The organism is Micromonospora sp. NPDC005194, assembly GCF_040608335.1.
Classification (GTDB): Bacteria; Actinomycetota; Actinomycetes; order Mycobacteriales; family Micromonosporaceae; genus Micromonospora.
Genome location: NZ_JBEXIA010000034.1, coordinates 42,362 through 61,263 on the forward strand (window position 1 = coordinate 42,362; position 18,902 = coordinate 61,263).

The following is an 18,902-nucleotide window of genomic DNA, read 5'->3' on the forward strand; positions in this document are numbered from 1 at the left end:
ATGTCACGGTACGACTGGGGTAGGACGCACCCGGGCATCGAACGGCTGGAACAGGCGGTGACCGAGCGACGCGACGCCGTGGTCAAGCACCCGCTCTACGCCAACCTCGACACCCACGAGGCGCTGGTCACCTTCATGGAGCACCACGTCTTCGCGGTCTGGGACTTCATGTCGCTGCTCAAGTCGTTGCAGCGGCAGTTGACCTGCGTGACCGTCCCCTGGATTCCGACCGGCCCGACCGGCAGCCGCCGCCTCATCAACGACATCGTCATGGTGGAGGAGAGCGACGAGCTGGGCGAGGGCTACATCAGTCACTTCGAGCTGTACGTGCGGGGAATGGCCGAGGCCGGCGCGGACACCACCGCCGTGAACGCCCTCGTCGACCTGCTGCGCGCCGGCCGGCCGGTGACCGACGCGCTCGCCGAGGCGGGGGCGCCGGCCGCGTCCGCGCGGTTCGCCGCGACCACCTGGCACATCATCGAGTCCACCCCGGTGCACTGTCAGGCGGCGGCCTTCGCGTTCGGCCGGGAGGACCTGATCCCGGACATGTTCACGCAGGTCGTCGCGGTCAACGAGCGCAGCAACCGGCTGCACACCTTCGTCGACTACCTGGAACGGCACATCGAGGTCGACGGCGAGCAGCACACCCCGATGGCCATGCAGATGCTCGCCGACCTGTGCGGCGACGACGACACGAAGTGGCAGGAGTGCGCCGACACGGTCAACACCGCCCTGGCCGCCCGCGCCCGGCTCTGGGACGACATCCTCGCAGCGGTCAAGGGGCCGGCGTGACCGACGCCGACCCGGTCCGGCTCTACCGCACGGTCCGGCTGATCCGCCGGTTCGAACAGCGTGCGGTGGAGCTGGTCCACGGCGGGCAGATCGTCGGCGGCATCCACCCGTACCTCGGTCAGGAGGGGATCGCTGCCGGCGTCTGCGCCGCGCTCGGGGCCGACGATGTGCTCGCCGGCACCCACCGCGGGCACGGGCACGTGCTGGCCCGCGGCGCCGACCCGGCCCGGATGCTCGCCGAGCTGTGCGGCCGGCTGACCGGCCTCAACGCCGGGCGGGGCGGCTCGATGCACGCCGCCGACCTCAGCATCGGCGTGCTCGGCGCGAACGCCATCGTCGGCGCCTCCGGCGGAATCATCACGGGCGCGGTGTGGGCCCGCCGACGGCAGGGCCGCGACACCGTCGGGGTGAGCTTCTTCGGCGACGGCGCGGTCAACGAGGGGATGCTGCTGGAGGCGTTCAACCTGGCCGCGCTGTGGCGGGTGCCGGTGCTGTTCGTCTGCGAGAACAACGGCTACGCCACCACCATGCCGGTCGCCGGCGCGGTGGCCGGCAGCATCGCCGGCCGCGCCGCCGCCTTCGGCATCCGGGCCGTCGAGGTCGACGGCCAGGACCCGGAGGCGGTACGCGACGCGTCGGCCGCCGCCGTCGACCGGATGCGCGCCGGCGGCGGCCCCGAGCTGATCGAGGCCCGGACCTACCGCTTCGACGCCCACCACACCTTCGAACACGCGGTACGCCTCGACTACCGCCCGCCCGACGAGGTGAGCCGGGGCAGGGCCCGCGACCCGGTGCGCATCCAGGGCGAACGGCTCTCCGACGCCGAGCGCGCGGCCGTGGACGCCGAGGTCGAGGCGACCCTCGACGCGGCGGTGCGCTTCGCCCTGGACAGCCCGCATCCCGACCCGGCCGACGCGCTGGCGTACCTGTACGCCAGCGGCCTGACCGCCCGCACCGGAGGTGGCTGAATGACCGTGCGCACCGGAGGTGGCTGAGGTGCCCCGACTGTCGTACCGCCGGGCGTTGACCCGGGCGCTGGCCGACGAGCTGGCCCGCGACGAGGCGGTGTTCCTGCTCGGCGAGGACATCCAGGTCGGCGCGTCGCTGGTGACCACCGGGCTGGCCAAACGGTTCGGCGTCGACCGGGTCCGCGACACCCCGCTGTCCGAGCAGGCGTTCACCAGCTTCGCCACCGGGGCGGCGCTGGCCGGGCTCCGGCCGGTGATCGAGTTCCAGATCCCGTCGCTGCTGTTCCTGGTCTTCGAGCAGATCGTCAACCACGCGCACAAGTTCCCGCTGATGACCGGCGGGCAGTGCGCGGTGCCGGTCACCTACCTGGTGCCCGGCTCCGGGTCGCGTACCGGCTGGGCGGGGCAGCACTCCGACCACCCGTACAGCCTCTTCGCCCACGTCGGCGTGGTCACCGTCGTGCCGGCCACCCCGGCCGACGCGTACGGGCTGCTGGTCAGCGCGATCCGGCACGACGACCCGGTGGTGGTGTTCGCCCCGGCCGGGGCGATGGACAGGCGCGACGACGTGTCCGATCTGGAGCCGGTGCCGCTGGGCCGGGGCCGCATCCACCGCTTCGGCGACGACGTGACGGTGGTCGCGATCGGGCACCTGGTGCACGACGCGCTCGCGGTCGCCGAGGAGGTGGCCGACCAGGTCTCGGTGGAGGTGTTCGACCCGCGCACCCTGTACCCCTTCGACATCGACGGGTTGACCGAGTCGGTGGCCCGCACCGGGCGTCTCGTGGTGCTCGACGACGCCAACCGCTCCTGCGGCATGGCCGCCGAGATCATCGCCTCGGTGGTGGAGCGGGTCCGGCTGCTCGCCCCGCCGCGCCGGGTCACCCGCCCGGACGGCGCGGTGCTGCCGTTCGCCCCCGCCCTGGACCGCGCCGTGCAGCCGTCCCGGGAGCAGCTCGCCACCGCCATCCACCTGACCATGAAGGACTCATCATGATCGACCCGAACTACCCGTGGCCGTCGGCCGACGGGGCCTGGACCGACCTGCCGGAGCCGGCCCGCCGGGCCATGGTGGCCAGCGGCGCGGCCGCCTGGGAACGCGTCTTCCACGGGCGGGCGACCTACAACAAAGAGTGGCGGCTGGCCCGCCCCCCGGTCCTGACCGCCGACGCCTGGCGGGAGCTGAACGAGGTCTGCGACCGGCTGGCCCAACTCATCCTGAACGCCTGCCGGCGGCGGGTGGACACCGCCGGTGAGCTGCGCCGGCTGCTCGGCGTCCCGGCGGGGGAGACCCGACTGCTGGACGAGTCGGAGCCGCTGACCGAGGCGCTGCTGGCCGCGTACCGGCCCGATGTGATCTTCACCGAGGGCGTGCCGAAGTTCGTCGAGTACAACATCGACAGCAGCCTCGGGGGAGGATTCGACGCCGACACCGTCATCCAGCGGTTCGCGCAGCTCTACGCCGAGCACGGCATCCTCGACGAGCTGCCGGTACGCGCCGCGCCGTCGCTGCTGGACCAGCGTTTCGTGGCGATCCGCGAGGAGCTGGGGTTGCCCGACGGCGCCCGGCTGGCGCTGCTGATGGACTTCGACGCCGACTATCCGGGCCTGGACGACCCGGAGACGTTCATCCGCATCCTCAGCCCGCTCGCCGTACGGGCCCGGGACTTCGGCATCGACCTGGTCATCGCGCCCCTGTCCACCGCCACCCTGGCCGCCGACGACCGGCTCGTGGTCGACGGCGCGCCGGTCGACGCGCTGTTCCGCCTCTTCGTGCCCAACCGGGTCACCCCGACCGCCGGCCTGGACGCGGTGGCCGGCGCGTTGGCCGCCGGCACGCTGCCGATGTTCGTGTCGGCGGCGGCCTGGCTGCTCGGCAACAAGACCACCTTCGCCTGGCTGTGGGAGGACGTGGACGCCCTGCCCGCCGACGACCAGACGCTGATCCGCCGGCACGTGCCGTACACGGTGCCGTTGACCGTCGCGGTGCTCGACGGGGCGATCGCCGAGCAGGCCGAGCTGGTGGCGAAACCGGCGGACGGCTCAGCCGGGCACGGTGTGCTGATCGGCCCCGAGCTGAGCCCGACGGACTGGGCCGACGGCCTGCGCGCGGCCGTCGACCGGGGCGGCAACATCCTGCAGCGGTATCTGCCGGCCGACCGGGTGCCGATGGACTTCGTGCAGATCGAGACCGGCGAGACGGTGACGGCCGACGTCCCGTACTCCCTGGCCCCCTACCTGTTCGGCCGCCGCGCCTCCGGCGGCCTGGCGAGGGTCGGTTTTCCCGGCGGCGACGGAATCCTCAACCTGGCCCACGGAGTCCTCCTGACGGGAATCCTCCTGTCCGACCGACCCTGACCCCGGCCCCCACCGGTTGATCATGAAGTTATTGCCCCGACACGCCGCGGGGGACGGCAATAACTTCATGATCACCGTCGCGGTCGGAGGGCGCGGAGGGTTTCGGCTGTCGCTACCGCGTCGCTGCGGGCGCTGCCGTGGCGGCCGTCGGTGCTGTAGAGGGTGGGGTCGGCCGTCAGTGGGTGGTCCGTGAGGTGCACGTGGACCGTTCCCAGGCGTTCGGCCAGCCGCGCCGTGTGCGCGGAGAGGCGTCGCATCCGTTCCCCGAGGCCGGCCCGCACGTGCTCGGGCACGGCCGGGCTGTGCGACACGTCGAACATGCCCACCGTGATCACGTCCGCGCCGGTGTCCCGTAGCGCGCTGATCATCGCGGTCAGCTCGGCGTCCACCGCGTCCGCGTCGTACGCCGGATGAAAGGCGTCGTTGCCGCCGCAGACCACCAGCGCCAGGTCCGGCTCGAAGGCCAGCGCCGGGGCGAGCTGCGCGGCCCGCACCTGGTGCGCGCGCAGCCCGCGCCGACCCAGATTCCGGTACGCCAGCTCGGGGCGGACGGCGGCCAGCTCGGCGGCGACCCGGTCGACCCACTGCACGTCCGGGTAGCCCGGCGTCGGCTCGCACATGCCCTCCACCACGCTGTCGCCGATCGCCACGAACCGCCGCCACGGGTGCCCGCGCAGCAGTTCGCCGGCCTCCCCGGGGCGAAGGCAGTACGGATCGGTCGCTTCGTCGAGCGTCGATGGCATGCCGGCACGCTAACCGACCGCCGCCTCCTCGGCCAGGCTGACCTCGGCCAGGTAGACGCACGTACGCCCCTCGTGGGAGGAGTAGTAGCTGACCCAGAGCAGATCGTCGTGCCAGACCAGGCCCGGGTAGCTGGTGTCGCCGCCGGAGGGCAACGCGACCAGTTCGGTCAGCGCGCCGCGCTCCGGGTCGACGGCGCAGATCGCGGTGCGGACGTCGCCGTCGAGCAGCCGTACGCCGGCCAGCAGCCGTCCGTCGGGCAGCCGGAGCAGCGCCGGCCCGCCCACCTGCACCCCCAGGTCGGTCCAGGTCCACTCCCGGTACGGCGGTCGGGCCCGGCCGAGCTGCGCGGTGGCGCTGTCGCCGTCGCGGCGCAGCAGGCAGTGGGCGGTGCCGTCCGGGGCGAAGGCCAGACCCGACTCGTTGGGGTAGCCGCCCTCGAACAGCGTCGGCACCCACTGGCGCAGGTCGACGCCGTCGACGCTGCGGTAGAGCCGGGCGAACCGTGGCCCCCGGGTGGCGTAGCCGACGGCGTACATCGCGTCGTGGTGCCAGGCGGCCCGCCACACCCAGACGCCCGGTTCGCCGACGGAAACCGGGTCGCCCCAGCTGCGCCCGTCCCCGGAGAGCCAGGTCACCGTGTCGAACGTCTTGCTCGTCTCTCCGGTCGCCGCCGCCGCGAACAGTTGCAGGCGTCCGTCGGGCCGGACGACGAACCGCGGATCGCGCAGGTCGACGCCGTCCTGCCGGATGACCGCCGCGGAGTTCCACGCCCGACCGTCCGCCGAGGTCAGCACCCGGATCACGCCGTCACCGGAGAGGTGCGTCCGCGCCTCACGGAAGGCGCAGAACCACATGCCGGCGTACCGGACGAGGTCGGTGAACGCGCTGTGCGGCGCGCTGTCGCCGATCCGCCGCACGGCGGTGACCTCGGCGGTGCGGCGGTGGGTGGGTGACGACGACGTCATGCGCGGCGGCCTCCTGGCTGCGGAAAGAGCGGTACTCCCGGGGCCGACGCGCGGCCGGGTCGGCCGTTCTCCGGCCCGACGGGCTCCGACGCGGCCGCGACGGGCCGACGCTAGCCGCCCCGGCCGACGCCCGCGCGGCCAGCAGAAGAACGGACGACGAACGACGAGGTCCGTTGACCCTGTCGGATCGGCGTCATCGAGGCGCAGCGTCGGCGCGGTGGGGCGGTGCGCTGGCACGGGTCCGCCACGATGGCGGGGGCCAGCCGACCTGGGCTGGCGTGCCGGTCGGAGGGAGGTGTCGATGCTCAGCGCCTTTCTGCAGGCCCTGGCGAGCAAGCTGGTCGAGGCGATCCTCGGCAAACTGACCGAGTGGCTCGCACCGAAGGCGCTGCGGGCCGTACCGCACCGTGCCTCGCCGAACTGTCCACGCTGCGGCGGGTACGGCGTCCGGCGGTGGGCGCCCGGCGGCATGTGGGCGGTGTTCCTGCTGTCGCTGCTGGCCTTCGCGTGGGGCTTCGGGTTCACCCTGCTCGGCGTGCCGGTGGTCGTGCTGGTCGTGGTCGGCGCGGTGCTGTCCGACGGCGTCGGCGCCCTGTGGCCTGCCCTGCTCGCGCCGCTGGGCCTGCTGGTTCCCGGCAGCCTGATGGTCGGGGGAGCGTTCGGGCTGGCCTGGTATCACAGCTACCCGCCGAAGTGGTGTGCCCGCTGCCACGGCCGCTGGCCACGCCGCGACCGCGCCGAGTACCTGCGCTCGGCCCGGGAGTTCACCTGCGGCTGCGGGCAGCGACTGCGCGTGCCGAGCGCCGCCGCCGGGGCGAAACTGCGCTGCCCGCGCTGCCGGACCGAACACTCCACCCCGATCCGAACCGGTCCCTGACGAGTCGCCCCGGCCCGGCCCGGTGCGGAGGGGATCAGCGGCACACGGCGTGCTCGGCGAGCAGTTCGTCGAGCACCCGCCGGGCCCAGGCCGCCGTGGCCGGCTCCGGGGCGTCCAGCGTGATGAGCGCCTTCCACAGCGCCCACCCGCGCCCGCGCGCCCAGGTGGCCGTGTCGACGTCGAGCGCGTCGAGGAACGCCGCCCGGGCGGCGCCGCGCAGCAGGGTCCAGGCGATCACCGTGTCGCAGGCGGGGTCGCCGACACCGCAGCAGCCGAAGTCGATGACGGCGGCGAGCCGACCGTCGCGAACCAGCAGGTTGCCCTCCGCGACGTCGCCGTGGAACCAGACCGGCGGCCCGGACCAGGTGGCATCGAGAGCGGCCTGCCAGATGTCGGTGACCACGTCGACGGGCAGCCGGTCGCGGTGCGTCTCGATCGCCGCCCGGGTCTCCGGGTCGTACGTGGACAGCGGACCGCCGCGCCAGGCGCTGTGCGGGCCGGCCGCCGGGGCGTCGGTGGTGTCGACGGCGCGCAGGGCGCACAGGAAGGCGGCGAGGTCGGTGGCGAACCGGGTCGGGTCGTCGATCCGTTCGGGTCGCGCGGTCCGGCCGTCGATCCAGCCGTAGACCGACCACGGGTACGGGTAGCCGGCGCCGGGTCGCCCGTGGGCCAGCGGGGTAGGGATCTCCAGCGGCAGCTGCCCGCCGAGTACCGGCAGCCAGCGCTGCTCCTTGGGGACCTGCAACGCGTAGCCCTCCCCGCTGGGCAGCCGCACGGTCATCTCCGTACCCAGGTGGAAGGTCCGGTTGTCCCAGCCGCCGACCTCGACCGGGCGTACCGGCAGCTCGGCCCACCGGGGGAACTGCTCGGCGACCAGTCGGCGGACCAGGCCCACGTCGATGCGCCGGGCCGTCGTCTCGTCAACGTCCGGCACGTCGGGTGCGGGCTGTGCGCTCATCCGCCCGAGCCTGCGGGCTCCGCCGGCCGCCCGCAACCGATTTGCGCCGACAGTGGAACCGGCCGGGCCAGCGCTCGGGACAGGTGTCCGGGAGGTGCGGGCCTGGCCGTACCTCAACTGCCTCCTTTGCTCTGCTTCAACCGCCGCAACACCGACGCCCCGAAAGTGTTGCGTGGGTGTAAGCAGAGCAAAGGGGGCGCACGAGACGGTTGCGAGCCGCTGGGCAGCAGGGCATCAGGCGGTGGCGGCAGGTGTGGGCCGCGTCGGCGCCTTCGGGTTGGACGCCCTCGCCACCAGCGGGAACGCGGTGACGAGCAGGCACGCCACGGCCATGGCCAGCAGCGCCGGGGTGAGCCCGAGCGCGTCCACCGACCAGCCGCCGAGCAACGCGCCGACCGGCAGGCCGACGAAGGCCAGCGATCCGGCGATGCCGAGCACCCGGGTCTGCAGATCCGCCGGCACCCGCTCGTAGAGCGCCACCCCGAGCAGCGGGTTGACCGCCGCGATGCCGATGCCGGACAGGAACGTCACCACGAGCACGACCGGCAACTCGTCGCTGATCGCCAGGGCGACCAGTCGAGGCGTGCCGGCGACCGTCGCCCCGAGCAGGAACGTCAGCCGGCCGGGCAGCCGGGGACCGAGCGCGGTGAACAGCACGTTGCCCAGCAGCGCGCCCGCCGAGAACGCCGCCAGCACCAGGCCGAGCCCGCTGGGGCCGTGCAGCTCTCGGGCGACCCAGAACGGGATGTAGACGGCCACGCTGGCGTTGGCGACCATGTTCAGCGCCGAGACGACGACCAGCATGCCCAGCAGCGGCCGGTCCCGACCGAGGTAGCCGAACCCGTCGCGCAGCGCGCGCAGGTAGCCGACCGGGGCGGTGGGCTGCGCCGGGGCGGCCGGGGGTCGGACCAGGAGGCCGATCAGCAGGGCGCAGATCGCGAAGCTGACCGCGTCGATGAGGATCGCCTGGCTCACCCCGAAGGCGGCGATCAACAGGCCGCCCACGGCGGCGCCGAACAGCGTCACCACCCGGCTCAACCCGTCGTACGCCGAGGTCAGGCGGATCAGCGGCACCCCGGCGGCCTCGGCGACCGGCCGGAACATGACGTGCTTGACCCGGTCCCCGATGCCCCGCAGCGCGCCGGCCACCGCGACCAGCGCCACCAGGGGGGCGAAGCCCAGCCACGGGGTCAACGCGACGACCACCATGGCCACCGCGCTGCCCGCGTCGCACAGGATCGACGTCCGGCGCAGGCCGATCCGGTCCGCCCAGGGCGTGCCCAGGGCACTGGACAGCAGGTACGGCAGCGTCTCGGCGAACGCGACCAGACCCATCTTGGTCGGGCTGCCGGTGGTGACCAGCACCAGCCAGGGGATGGTCACCACCGAGATGCGGGTGCCCAGGTTGGAGACCAGGTCCGCGCTGACCAGGACGACCAGCTGCCGGCGGGGGGTCACGTCCCGACCGCCGCCGCCCGGCGCGCGGCGTACTGCGCGCGCAGCGCCCGCTTGTCCACCTTCACCGACCGGTTCACCGGCAACCGGTCGACGAACTCCACCCCGGCCGGCGCCCACATCTCGTTGAGCTCGGCGGTCACCAGGTCGATCAGCTCCGCCCCGGTGACCGTCGCGCCGGGCGCGGTCACCACGTACGCGTACGGCACCTCGCCCACCGTCTCGTCCGGCACGCCGATCACCGCGGCGGCCCGCACCTGCGGGTGCCCGGCCAGGACGTCCTCGATGGGGCGGCAGAAGATTGCCCAGTTCCGCCGGTGCGTGACGATCATGTCGTGCGCCCGGTCGACCAGATAGAGGAAGCCGTCGCCGTCGAGATGGCCAATGTCGCGGGTGCGGACCCACCCGTCGACGAGCGTCTGCGCGGTCAACTCGGGCTGGCCGTGGTAGCCGGCGAAGCTCAGCTTCGTACGCACCCACACCTCGCCGTCGCGGCCCGGCGGCAGCACCGTGCCGTCGTCGTCGCGGATCTCGATGCGCACGTCGCCGTAGGGCCGCCCGCAGGAGCGCAGCCGCTCCGGGTGCTCCGGATCGTCGGTCAGTCCGGGCAGAGCGGTGATGACCACGGCCTCGCTGAGGCCGTACACGATGCGCAGTACCGGGCCGAAGCGCGCGATGGCCTGGCGTAGCCGGGCGGGCGCGGCGGGCCCGGCGCCCACGTTGAACATGAACATGGCCGAGAAGTCGGCGCCCACCAGCGCCGGATGGTCCAGCAGCTCGTAGAGCATCGGCGGGGTGACGAAGGTCGAGTTGATCCGCTCCCGTTGCACGGTGGCCACGAACGCCGCCGGGTCCCAGTCGTCGCGCAGGTACAGCACCCCGCCGGTGAACAGGTTGAACAGGGTGGTGATCTGCCCGCTGGCCAGCCACATCGGCGAGTGCGACAGGTGCCGCAGCACGGGGAACCCGGCGGCGCGGAAGTCGGCCGCGAGGGTGCGGATCTGGGCGTAGAAGCTCTCGGTGTGGTGCACCAGCTTGGGGGTGCCGGTGGTGCCGCTGGTCTGCAGGAACGACTCCGGCGCGCGGACGGCCGCCGGCAGCGCCAGCGCCGGGTTCGGTTCGGCGTCGGCCGTGAGGTCCGGGCCGGCGCCGCCGGGGCCCAGGCAGCACACCGGTACGCCGGGCAGCGCGGCGGCCAGCTCCGGCCCCAGGCTGGCCGGGTCGCGGGCGTCGTAGACTAGGGCGTCGGGGCGGGCCAGCCGGATGAACTCGTCGACCTCCCGGCGGGCGGTGACCGGGGCGACCCACATCGTCCGGCAGCCGGTCAGGTGCAGGGCGAGTTGGAGCAGCGGCCCCTCCACGGCGTTCGCGACGGTCACCAGCACCGCCGAGCCGGGCCGTACGCCGTGCCGGGTCAGCGCCGCGGCCATCGCACGCACCAGCGCGGCGGCCTCGGTGTACGTGAAGCGGCGGCCACCGCCGACCAGCGCCTCCCGGTCGCCGAAGTCGGCGAAGAGATCCAGTGCCCTGTCCACATAGGTCGCGTGCCCGGGTCCGTCAGTCATCCGGCAAACCCCCATCCGAGAAGCGGCGGTCTCCGGGCAGCTCCCGGTGACGTCGCGGGCGGTGGGCGCGCGTTCGGCGACCGCACCGCCGCCGCCTGCGAGCCTAGGCCGGCGAGGGCGCGGCGGGACCGGGCCGAAGGGCGATCCGGCAGGCCCGGTGGACATTTGATCGCGTCGATCAGGTTGATTGACGCCCGTCATCGGCGGCGGCTAGGTTTCTGGACCATCGTCCAGGCGGGAGCCGTCAGCGGACGGCCCTGGGCTGCCACACGATGGAGGTTCAATGTCGACCCCGAAGAGATGGCATGTCATCGCCGCGGCCGCGGCGCTGCTGGTCACGGCAACACCCGCCGTCGTCGCCAGCGCCGGCGGATCCCCGACCGCCGCGGCCCGGCCGGACCGGGGCGAGTGGGCGGGCAGTTGGGCCGCCGCGGTCACCCGGGGCAACTCGGTCGGCCTGACCAACACCGGCCTGAACAACCAGAGCGTCCGGATGGTCGTGCACGTCTCCGTGGGTGGCCCGGCCCTGCGCGTACGGCTGAGCAACCTCTACGGCGAGCAGGCGGTCCGGGTGGGCCGCGCCACCGTCGCCCGGCCGAACACCGCGACCGTCGACGACGTCTCCGACATCGACCCGGCCTCGCTGCGCGCGCTGACGTTCACCGGCGCCGCCTCGGCCACCATGAACCGGGGCGCCGAGCTGCTCAGCGACCCCCTGACCTTCACCGTCGCGGACGACAGCGACCTGGTGGTCACCCTGCACTTCCCGACGCCGACCGGGCCGACCACCTTTCACGGGCAGTCCCAGCAGACCAACTTCATCGGCGCCGGCGACCTGACCGGGGCCGCCGACGGCGGCGGGTTCACCATCCGACCCACCTGCTGCTGGTTCTTCCTGTCCGGCATCGACGTGCAGCGCAAGGGCAGTCCGGGGGCGCTGGTCGTGCTCAGCGACTCCATCGGCGACGGCAACGGCAGCACGGTCAACGCCAACCGGCGCTGGCCCGACCTGCTCGCCGACCGGCTGCTCGCCGACCGTCCGGATCGGCGCACCCCGGGCGTGCTCAACCTGAGCCTGGCCGGCAACCGCCTCAACCACGAGGGCACCGAGCCGGGCGCCGGCGACTACCCCGGCTACTTCCAGCTCGGCCCGAACGCGGCGGCCCGCCTCAACGAGGACGTCTTTCCCCAGACCGGGGTCCGTACGGTCGTCACGCACCTGGGCATCAACGACATCTGGATGTCCAACGACCCGCCGGAGGCGATCATCGCCACCCTCCGGCAGATCAACCAGCAGCTCCAGCAGCGCGGGCTGACCAGCCTGGTGGCCACGCTGACCCCGTACGAGGGGCACGGCGCCCCGGGTGTGTGGACGCCGGAGAAGGAGGCCACCCGGCAGGCAGTGAACGCGTACCTGCGCGGCAGCCGGGAGTTCGACGGGCTGCTCGACTTCGACCGGGTGCTGCGTGACCCGGCCCGGCCCAGCCAGTTGCTGCCCGCGTACGACTCGGGGGACCACATCCACCCGAACGACGCCGGCAACCAGGCAATGGCCGACGCCGTCCCGTTGCGGCTGCTCAACCTGTGACACCGGCCCGGGGGCGGCGGCCGATCCCGCCGCCCCCGGGCGCCGACATCCTGGGGAGGAGAACGTCGTGACGGTGCAGGACCTGCTCACCGGCCTCTACAGCGAAGAGGGCCGCCAGAACCCGTACCCGTGGTACGCCGAGCTGCACCGGCTCGGGCCGGTCAGCGCGGTGCCGCCCCGCGCCGAGCACCGCACGGTGGCGGCGGTGGCGGTCGGGTACGACCTGATCGACGGGCTGCTGCGCGATCCGCAGTGGACCAAGCAGCCGCCGCCGGGCTGGGAGGAGCACGAGATCCTGCGCACCTTCCAGACCTCGATGATGTTCATCAACCCGCCCGATCACACCCGGATGCGGCACGTCTTCTCCCGTACCTTCACGCCGCGCCGCCTCGGCGCGCTGGAGCCGGTGATCCTGCGGGTCGTCGACGAGCTGCTGGACAGGATGGCCGACGCCGGTGGCGGCGTCGTCGACTTCGTGGCCGACTTCGCGTACCCGATCCCCGCCCTGGTGATGGCGGAGTTCATCGGCATCCCGGCGGGGGAGCTGCCCTGGTACCGGGACCGGGTGGAGCGCATCGACGAGTTCCTGGACGTGGCCGGGAAGACCCCGCAGCGGCTGGCCGCCGCGAACACGGCGGCGCAGGAGCTGCGGGCGTTCTACCGGGAGTTGCTGGCCCACCGCCGCCGCACGCCCGGCGAGGATCTGATCAGCGCTCTGGTCGAGGCCGTCGGCTCGGGCGAGGTGGAGCTGACCGAGGAGGAGTTGATCAGCAACCTGATCGTCCTGTTCAACGCCAGCTTCGTCACCACCGTCTACATGTTCAGCAACGGCCTGCCGCTGCTGCTGGCCCACCCGGGGGCGGTCACCGCGCTGCCCACCGACGACGACCTCGCCCGGGGCTGCGTCGACGAGGTGCTGCGCCTGCAGAGCCCGGTGCACTTCCTCGCCCGGGCCGCGCCGCAGGACTCCGTGCTGGCCGGCGTGCCGGTCGCCCGCGACGACAACGTGCTCATCATCATCGGGGCCGCCAACCGGGACCCGGCGCGGTTTCCCGACCCGGACGTCTTCGACCCCACCCGCCCCGGCCCGCCGTCGCTGGCCTTCGGTGTGGGCCTGCACTTCTGCCTCGGCGCGGCGGTGTCCCGGCTGGAGGGACGCCTCGCCCTGCCCCGCCTGTTCGCCCGGTTCCCCCGGCTCGCGGTCACCGAGACCCCGACGTACAGCGGCAGCCTCTTCCTGCGCGGCATCGACAAGCTGCTGGTCAGCACCGGCGGATAGGAGACCCGCATGGCCCTGCACCCGGAGGTGGCGGCCTACCGCGCCGCCCGCGTCGCCGCCGGCACGCCGCCGCTCTACACGCAGACCCTCGGCGAGGCGCGCGCCGCCGACCTGGCCGCGATCCGCGCCGGCGGCGGCGCGGTCGAGCAGGTCGCCGAGGTACGCGACGAGCGGATCCCCGGGCCGGGCGGTGACCTGCCGATCCGGGTGTACCGGCCGGGCGGGCCGGGGCCGCTGCCCACCCTGCTGTACTTCTTCGGCGGCGGGTGGACGCTCGGCAGCGTGGACACCGCCGACGGCATCTGCCGACGACTGGCCAACGCGGCGGGATGCCAGGTGGTGACCGTCGGCTACCGACTGGCCCCTGAGCACCCCTTTCCGGCCGCGGTGCACGACTGCCACGCCGCGACCGTGTGGATCGCCGCGAACGCCGACCGGTTCGGCGTTGATCCGACCCGGCTGGCGGTGGGCGGGGACAGCGCGGGCGGGAACCTGGCGGCTGCGGTGACGCTGCTCTGCCGCACGGACGGGCCTCCGCTCGCCGCGCAGCTGTTGGTCTATCCGAACACCGACGTCAGCGCCGAGCCGTCCGGCCCGGTCGACGACGACCCGGCGTTGTTCAACCGCCGGTCGGTGGCCTGGTACCGGACGCACTACCTGGCCGACCCGGAGCACTCCCGGGATCCGCTGGCGTCGCCGCTGCTCGCCGACGACCTGTCCGGCCTGCCTCCGGCGCTGGTGGTCACCGCCGAGCTGGACCCGCTGTGCGCCGAGGGGCAGCGCTACGCGCAGCGGCTGCGCGCCTGCGGTGTGCCCACCCGCCTCGACCACTATCCGCAGATGATCCACGGGTTCTTCGCCATGCCCGGCGCCTTCACCGACGGCCAGCGGGCGCAGCACCGCGCGGCCGCGTTCCTGCGGGAACGGTTCGGGCTGCCGCCGCTGCGGGACGACCCGGCCATTGGCCAGGCTGACGATGACCCGGCCGCCGCCGGCTCAGGTGTCGGCGCAGCCGCCGCCGGCCCGGACGCCGCTGCGGCCGACGCGGGGGTGCGGGGTGGCTGAGCCGGTACTGGCCGACCTGCCGACCGGGGTGCCGGCGGCGGTGACGTTCGCCGACTACGGACCGCGGGCGCGGGCGGTGCTGGCCCCGGACGTGTGGGACTACATCGCCGGCGGCAGCGCGGCCGAGGTGACCCTGGCCGCCAACCGGGCCGCGCTGGACCGGGTGGCCGTGCTGCCCCGGGTGCTGCGCGGCAGCCACGCCGTGGACCTCGGCGCCCGGCTGCTCGGCCGGCCGTACGCGATGCCGGTCGGGGTCGCGCCGATGGCGTACCAGCGGCTCGTGCACCCGGACGGGGAACTGGGCCTCGCGGCGGCGGCCGGCGCGGCCGGCGTGCCGTATCTGGCGAGCACGTTGAGCAGCACGCCGATCGAGGAGATCACCGGAGTCGGTGCGGAGGTCTGGTTCCAGCTCTACTGGCTGCGCGACCGGGCGCTGGTCCGCGATCTCCTGGACCGGGTCGTGGCGGCGGGCTGCCACGCGCTGGTGGTCACCGTGGACGTTCCGGTGCTCGGTCGACGCCCACGCGACCTGCGCAACGCGTTCCGCCTCCCGGCCGACGTGGTCGCCGCGAACCTGCCGCACGGCCGCGACGCCCTGGCGCACGCCGGCGCCCCCGGTGTGTCCGCCATCGCCGCGCACACCGACGCGTCGTTCGAGTCCGCCCTGCGCTGGGCGGATCTGGCCTGGCTGCGTGAGCACATCGACCTGCCGCTGGTCGTCAAGGGGGTGCTGGATCCCCGCGACGCGGTCGAGGCGGTGCGGATCGGTGCGGACGCGGTGGTGGTGTCCAACCACGGCGGGCGTCAGTTGGACGGGGCGCCGGCCAGCGTCACCATGCTGCCGGAGGTCGTGGACGCCGTCGGCGACGGTGGGCAGGTGCTGCTGGACAGCGGCATCCGTGGAGGCACCGACGTGCTGCGGGCGCTGGCGTTGGGCGCGGCGGGCGTCCTGGTCGGTCGTCCCTTGCTCTGGGCGCTGGCCGTCGGAGGGCGGCGCGGCGCGCAGGACGCGTTGGCGTTGCTCGCCGCGGAGGTGCGTGACGCGTTCACCCTGGCCGGCTGCGCCGATCCGGCGGCGGTGGCCGAGCTGCGTACGCTCGCGGCGGGCTGAGGGTGGCCCCGACGGAGTCGGCCGACCTGAGCGTCGCCGACCTGCACCCCGCGCTGGGTGATCCGGCGCTGACCTCGATGAACTTCCTCAACGAGGTGTCCGAACGCTATCCGGCGGCGGTGTCGCTCGCGGCCGGGCGCCCGTACGAGGAGTTCTTCGACGTCGCGGCGGTGCACCGGCACCTGGACACGTTCCACCGGCACCTCGTCGACGAGCTGGGCCACGCGCCCGAGCAGGCCCGACGGCTGCTGCTGCAGTACGGCCGGACCAAGGGCATCGTGCACCACCTCATCGCCCGCAACCTCGCGGTCGACGAGGGGATCACGGTCGACCCGGAGGCCGTCGTGGTGACCGTCGGCTGCCAGGAGGCGATGTTCCTGGTGCTGCGGGCGTTGCGGGCCGATCCGGCGGACGTGCTGCTGGCGGTCGCCCCGACCTACGTCGGGCTGACCGGCGCGGCGCGGCTGGTGGACCTGCCGGTGTGGCCGGTCGCCGGTGGACCGTCCGGAGTGGACCTGGCCGACCTGCGGGCACAGGCGCGTCGGGCCCGGGCGTCGGGGCGCCGGCCGCGCGCCTGCTACGTGCTGCCGGACTTCGCCAACCCGTCCGGGGCCAGCATGAACGTCCCGGACCGGCAGCGGCTGTTGGCGCTGGCCGCCGAGGAGGACCTGCTCCTGCTGGAGGACAACCCGTACGGGCTGTTCCCCGTCGAGGACGGGCCGCGCCCGCCCACCCTGAAGGCGCTGGACACCGACCGGCGGGTGGTCTACCTCGGCTCGTTCGCCAAGACCGTGCTGCCCGGAGCGCGGGTCGGCTACGTGGTCGCCGACCAGCGGGTGGCCGGGTTGGACGGCCGGGTCGGCCCGCTCGCCGACCAGCTCGCGATGATCAAGAGCATGGTCACCGTGAACACCTCGCCGATCGCGCAGGCGGTGATCGGTGGGCGGCTGCTGGAGCACGGGTGCAGCCTGGTGCCCGCGAACACCCGGGAGCGGGCCGCGTACGCCCGCAATCTGCGTCACCTGGTCGCCGGGCTGGCCCGGCGTTTCCCGGATCGGCCGGACCGGCCGGCGGTGGTGCGGTGGACGGTGCCGGCCGGCGGGTTCTTCGTGGTGGTGACCGTGCCGTTCGCGGTCGACGACGCGCTGCTGGACACCTCGGCGCGTGACTACGGGGTGCTCTGGACGCCGATGGCGCACTTCTACGACGACACGGCGCCGGTGTGCGCGCTGCGGTTGTCGGTCAGCGCGGTGACACCCGAGCAGATCGACCTGGGGTTGGACCGGCTCGCCGCCCTCATCACCGACGAGCTCCTGCGTGGACGGTCATAATGGGCCGCATGGTTGCCTGGGAGTACGCCTTGCTCGTCCGCCGCTATCAGGGACAGGGCCGCAATTTCACCGTCTCGTTCGTCTGGTACGGCCCGGACGGGTCGCGCAAGGACATCACCCCCTATGGCGACACGGCCATCGCGCACCTCAACCGCGCCGGCCGGGAGGGCTGGGAGCTGGTCTCGGCCGCCGAGGACGTCAACAACGTCCAGGGCAGCACCGAGGTTCACCGCTACCACCTCAAGCGTCCCCTGAACTGACTGCCCGCCGCCCGCCGGGGCGGTCACACCGTTGAGCGGTATACCTCAGCGTCATATTCATGACTCTGAGGTATACCGCTCGTTTTGGTGACCGCCACCGACAGCCCGGCCCGGGTGCCGTCGGACCCGGTCGACGACGACCGTCAGCCCAGGTCGATGGCCGGGTAGAGCGGGTGGGGGGCCAGCAGGTCGGTGGCCTGGCGGGCGATCTTGTCGGCCAGGTCGGCGTCGAGCGTGTACTTCGCCTTGGACGGGGTGCCGTCGGCGTTGGCGCCGGCCGTGGTCTGGGTCAGCACGGTGTGGATCAGCTCGGCGGTCTGGTCCATCTCGGCGGTGCCCAGCCCGCGGGTGGTCAGCGCCGGGGTGCCGATCCGGATGCCGGACGTGTACCAGGCGCCGTTCGGGTCCTGCGGGACCGAGTTGCGGTTGGTGACGATGCCGGAGTCGAGCAGGGCCTGCTCGGCCTGCCGGCCGGTGAGCCCGTAACCGGACACGTCGATCAGCACCAGGTGGTTGTCGGTGCCGCCGGTGACCAGCGTCGCGCCCCGGCGCAGCAGCCCGTCGGCGAGCGCCTGCGCGTTGTCCACGATCCGCTGGGCGTAGTCGGCGAAGTCGGGGCGGCGGGCCTCCGCGAGGGCGACGGCCTTGGCGGCCATCACGTGCGGCAGCGGACCGCCGAGCACCATCGGGCAACCCCGGTCGACCTGGTCGGCCAGCTCCGGCTGGCAGAGCACCATGCCGCCGCGCGGGCCGCGCAGCGACTTGTGGGTGGTGGTGGTGACGATGTGCGCGTGCGGCACCGGGTCGAAGTCGCCGGTGAAGACCTTGCCGGCCACCAGGCCCGCGAAGTGCGCCATGTCGACCATGAAGGTGGCGCCGACCGAGTCGGCGATCTCCCGCAGGATCCGGAAGTTCACCTTCCGGGGGTACGCCGAGTAGCCGCCGACCAGGATCAGCGGCTTGAACTCGCGGGCCGCCTCGGCGACCCGGTCGTAGTCGATCAGCCCGGTCGCCGGGTCGGTGCCGTAGCTGCGCTGGTCGAACATCTTGCCGGAGATGTTCGGCCGGAAACCGTGGGTGAGGTGACCGCCGGCGTCCAGCGACATGCCGAGCATCCGCTGGTTGCCCAGCTCGCGGCGCAGCGCGAACCAGTCCGCCTCGGTGAGGTCGTTGACCTGGCGGACCTGGGCCTTCTTCAGCGCGGGGGACTCCACCCGGTCGGCGAGCACCGCCCAGAACGCGACCAGGTTGGCGTCGATGCCCGAGTGCGGCTGCACGTACGCGTGCGCGGCCCCGAACAGCTCCCGGGCGTGCTCGGCGGCGAGCGCCTCGACGGTGTCGACGTTCTGGCAGCCCGCGTAGAAGCGACGCCCCACGGTGCCCTCGGCGTACTTGTCGCTGAACCAGTTGCCCATGGCCAGCAGGGTCGCCGGGGAGGCGTAGTTCTCGCTGGCGATGAGCTTGAGGGACTCCCGCTGGTCGGTCAGCTCGGCGCCGATGGCGTCGGCCACCCGCGGCTCGACAGCCCGGATCACCTCAAGGGCGCTCCGGAATGCGGTGGACTCGGCGTTGTGCGACATGCGACC

The 18,902-nt window shown here is 73.5% G+C and carries 16 protein-coding genes and 1 pseudogene; 11 read left to right on the forward strand and 6 right to left on the reverse strand.

Annotation, left to right across the window (positions count from 1 at the left end):
• From ABZU53_RS24900 to ABZU53_RS24915, 4 genes are read left to right on the forward strand one after another with little or no spacing between them, the layout of a single operon-like run.
• Positions 1-792, forward strand: coding sequence for a DUF3050 domain-containing protein (locus ABZU53_RS24900; RefSeq protein ID WP_354860704.1), 792 nt, complete (start codon positions 1-3; stop codon positions 790-792).
• Positions 789-1,760 carry a thiamine pyrophosphate-dependent dehydrogenase E1 component subunit alpha gene (locus tag ABZU53_RS24905; RefSeq protein WP_354860703.1) on the forward strand — a complete coding sequence of 324 codons (972 nt, stop codon included), beginning with the start codon at positions 789-791 and terminating at the stop codon, positions 1,758-1,760. Before ABZU53_RS24900 ends, ABZU53_RS24905 begins: the two co-directional genes overlap by 4 nt.
• Before the next feature lie 28 nt (positions 1,761-1,788).
• On the forward strand, positions 1,789-2,757 hold the full coding sequence (locus ABZU53_RS24910) for a transketolase C-terminal domain-containing protein (RefSeq protein WP_355067794.1): 969 nt from the start codon (positions 1,789-1,791) through the stop codon (positions 2,755-2,757).
• Positions 2,754-4,118 (forward strand): hypothetical protein, encoded by a 1,365-nt coding sequence (locus ABZU53_RS24915; protein ID WP_355067795.1) that lies wholly within the window; start codon positions 2,754-2,756, stop codon positions 4,116-4,118. Before ABZU53_RS24910 ends, ABZU53_RS24915 begins: the two co-directional genes overlap by 4 nt.
• A gap of 71 nt (positions 4,119-4,189) precedes the next feature.
• Here ABZU53_RS24915 and ABZU53_RS24920 read toward each other — a convergent pair whose 3' ends face one another.
• Positions 4,190-4,861: an SGNH/GDSL hydrolase family protein gene (locus tag ABZU53_RS24920; protein ID WP_355067797.1), complete on the reverse strand. Its 672-nt coding sequence runs from the start codon at positions 4,859-4,861 to the stop codon at positions 4,190-4,192.
• Positions 4,862-4,870: 9 nt separating this feature from the next.
• A complete protein-coding gene (locus ABZU53_RS24925; protein WP_354860697.1) occupies positions 4,871-5,827 on the reverse strand; it encodes an exo-alpha-sialidase in 957 nt (318 codons plus the stop codon).
• A gap of 301 nt (positions 5,828-6,128) precedes the next feature.
• Here ABZU53_RS24925 and ABZU53_RS24930 point away from each other — a divergent pair, with 301 nt between their 5' ends.
• Positions 6,129-6,704, forward strand: a complete 576-nt coding sequence (locus tag ABZU53_RS24930; RefSeq protein ID WP_354860695.1) for a hypothetical protein — start codon at positions 6,129-6,131, stop codon at positions 6,702-6,704.
• Positions 6,705-6,738: 34 nt separating this feature from the next.
• Here ABZU53_RS24930 and ABZU53_RS24935 read toward each other — a convergent pair whose 3' ends face one another.
• The 3 genes from ABZU53_RS24935 to ABZU53_RS24945 all read right to left on the reverse strand — a co-directional run bounded on the left by ABZU53_RS24935 (position 6,739) and on the right by ABZU53_RS24945 (position 10,682).
• A complete protein-coding gene (locus ABZU53_RS24935) occupies positions 6,739-7,662 on the reverse strand; it encodes an aminoglycoside phosphotransferase family protein (RefSeq protein ID WP_355067799.1) in 924 nt (307 codons plus the stop codon).
• Between the two features lie 234 nt (positions 7,663-7,896).
• Positions 7,897-9,120, reverse strand: a complete 1,224-nt coding sequence (locus tag ABZU53_RS24940; protein ID WP_355067801.1) for an MFS transporter — start codon at positions 9,118-9,120, stop codon at positions 7,897-7,899.
• Positions 9,117-10,682 carry an AMP-binding protein gene (locus ABZU53_RS24945; protein ID WP_355067803.1) on the reverse strand — a complete coding sequence of 522 codons (1,566 nt, stop codon included), beginning with the start codon at positions 10,680-10,682 and terminating at the stop codon, positions 9,117-9,119. Before ABZU53_RS24945 ends, ABZU53_RS24940 begins: the two co-directional genes overlap by 4 nt.
• A gap of 310 nt (positions 10,683-10,992) precedes the next feature.
• On the opposite strand from ABZU53_RS24945, the gene ABZU53_RS24950 reads away from it, so the two are divergent.
• The 6 genes and pseudogenes from ABZU53_RS24950 (at position 10,993) to ABZU53_RS24975 (ending at position 17,316) form a co-directional block, all read left to right on the forward strand.
• A complete protein-coding gene (locus ABZU53_RS24950) occupies positions 10,993-12,270 on the forward strand; it encodes an SGNH/GDSL hydrolase family protein (protein ID WP_355067824.1) in 1,278 nt (425 codons plus the stop codon).
• A 67-nt stretch (positions 12,271-12,337) separates the two neighbouring features.
• Positions 12,338-13,549 carry a cytochrome P450 gene (locus ABZU53_RS24955; RefSeq protein ID WP_355067805.1) on the forward strand — a complete coding sequence of 404 codons (1,212 nt, stop codon included), beginning with the start codon at positions 12,338-12,340 and terminating at the stop codon, positions 13,547-13,549.
• Positions 13,550-13,558: 9 nt separating this feature from the next.
• Positions 13,559-14,479 (forward strand): annotated as a pseudogene (locus ABZU53_RS24960) (alpha/beta hydrolase); the annotation flags it as partial.
• Positions 14,480-14,606: 127 nt separating this feature from the next.
• A complete protein-coding gene (locus ABZU53_RS24965; RefSeq protein WP_355067807.1) occupies positions 14,607-15,725 on the forward strand; it encodes an alpha-hydroxy acid oxidase in 1,119 nt (372 codons plus the stop codon).
• A complete protein-coding gene (locus ABZU53_RS24970; protein ID WP_355067825.1) occupies positions 15,722-17,056 on the forward strand; it encodes a PLP-dependent aminotransferase family protein in 1,335 nt (444 codons plus the stop codon). Before ABZU53_RS24965 ends, ABZU53_RS24970 begins: the two co-directional genes overlap by 4 nt.
• Positions 17,056-17,316: a hypothetical protein gene (locus tag ABZU53_RS24975; protein ID WP_234587138.1), complete on the forward strand. Its 261-nt coding sequence runs from the start codon at positions 17,056-17,058 to the stop codon at positions 17,314-17,316. Before ABZU53_RS24970 ends, ABZU53_RS24975 begins: the two co-directional genes overlap by 1 nt.
• A gap of 143 nt (positions 17,317-17,459) precedes the next feature.
• Here the strand turns inward: ABZU53_RS24975 and ABZU53_RS24980 are convergent, their stop codons facing one another.
• Positions 17,460-18,896, reverse strand: a complete 1,437-nt coding sequence (locus tag ABZU53_RS24980) for a glycine hydroxymethyltransferase (RefSeq protein WP_354860687.1) — start codon at positions 18,894-18,896, stop codon at positions 17,460-17,462.
• Positions 18,897-18,902 lie beyond the last annotated feature (6 nt).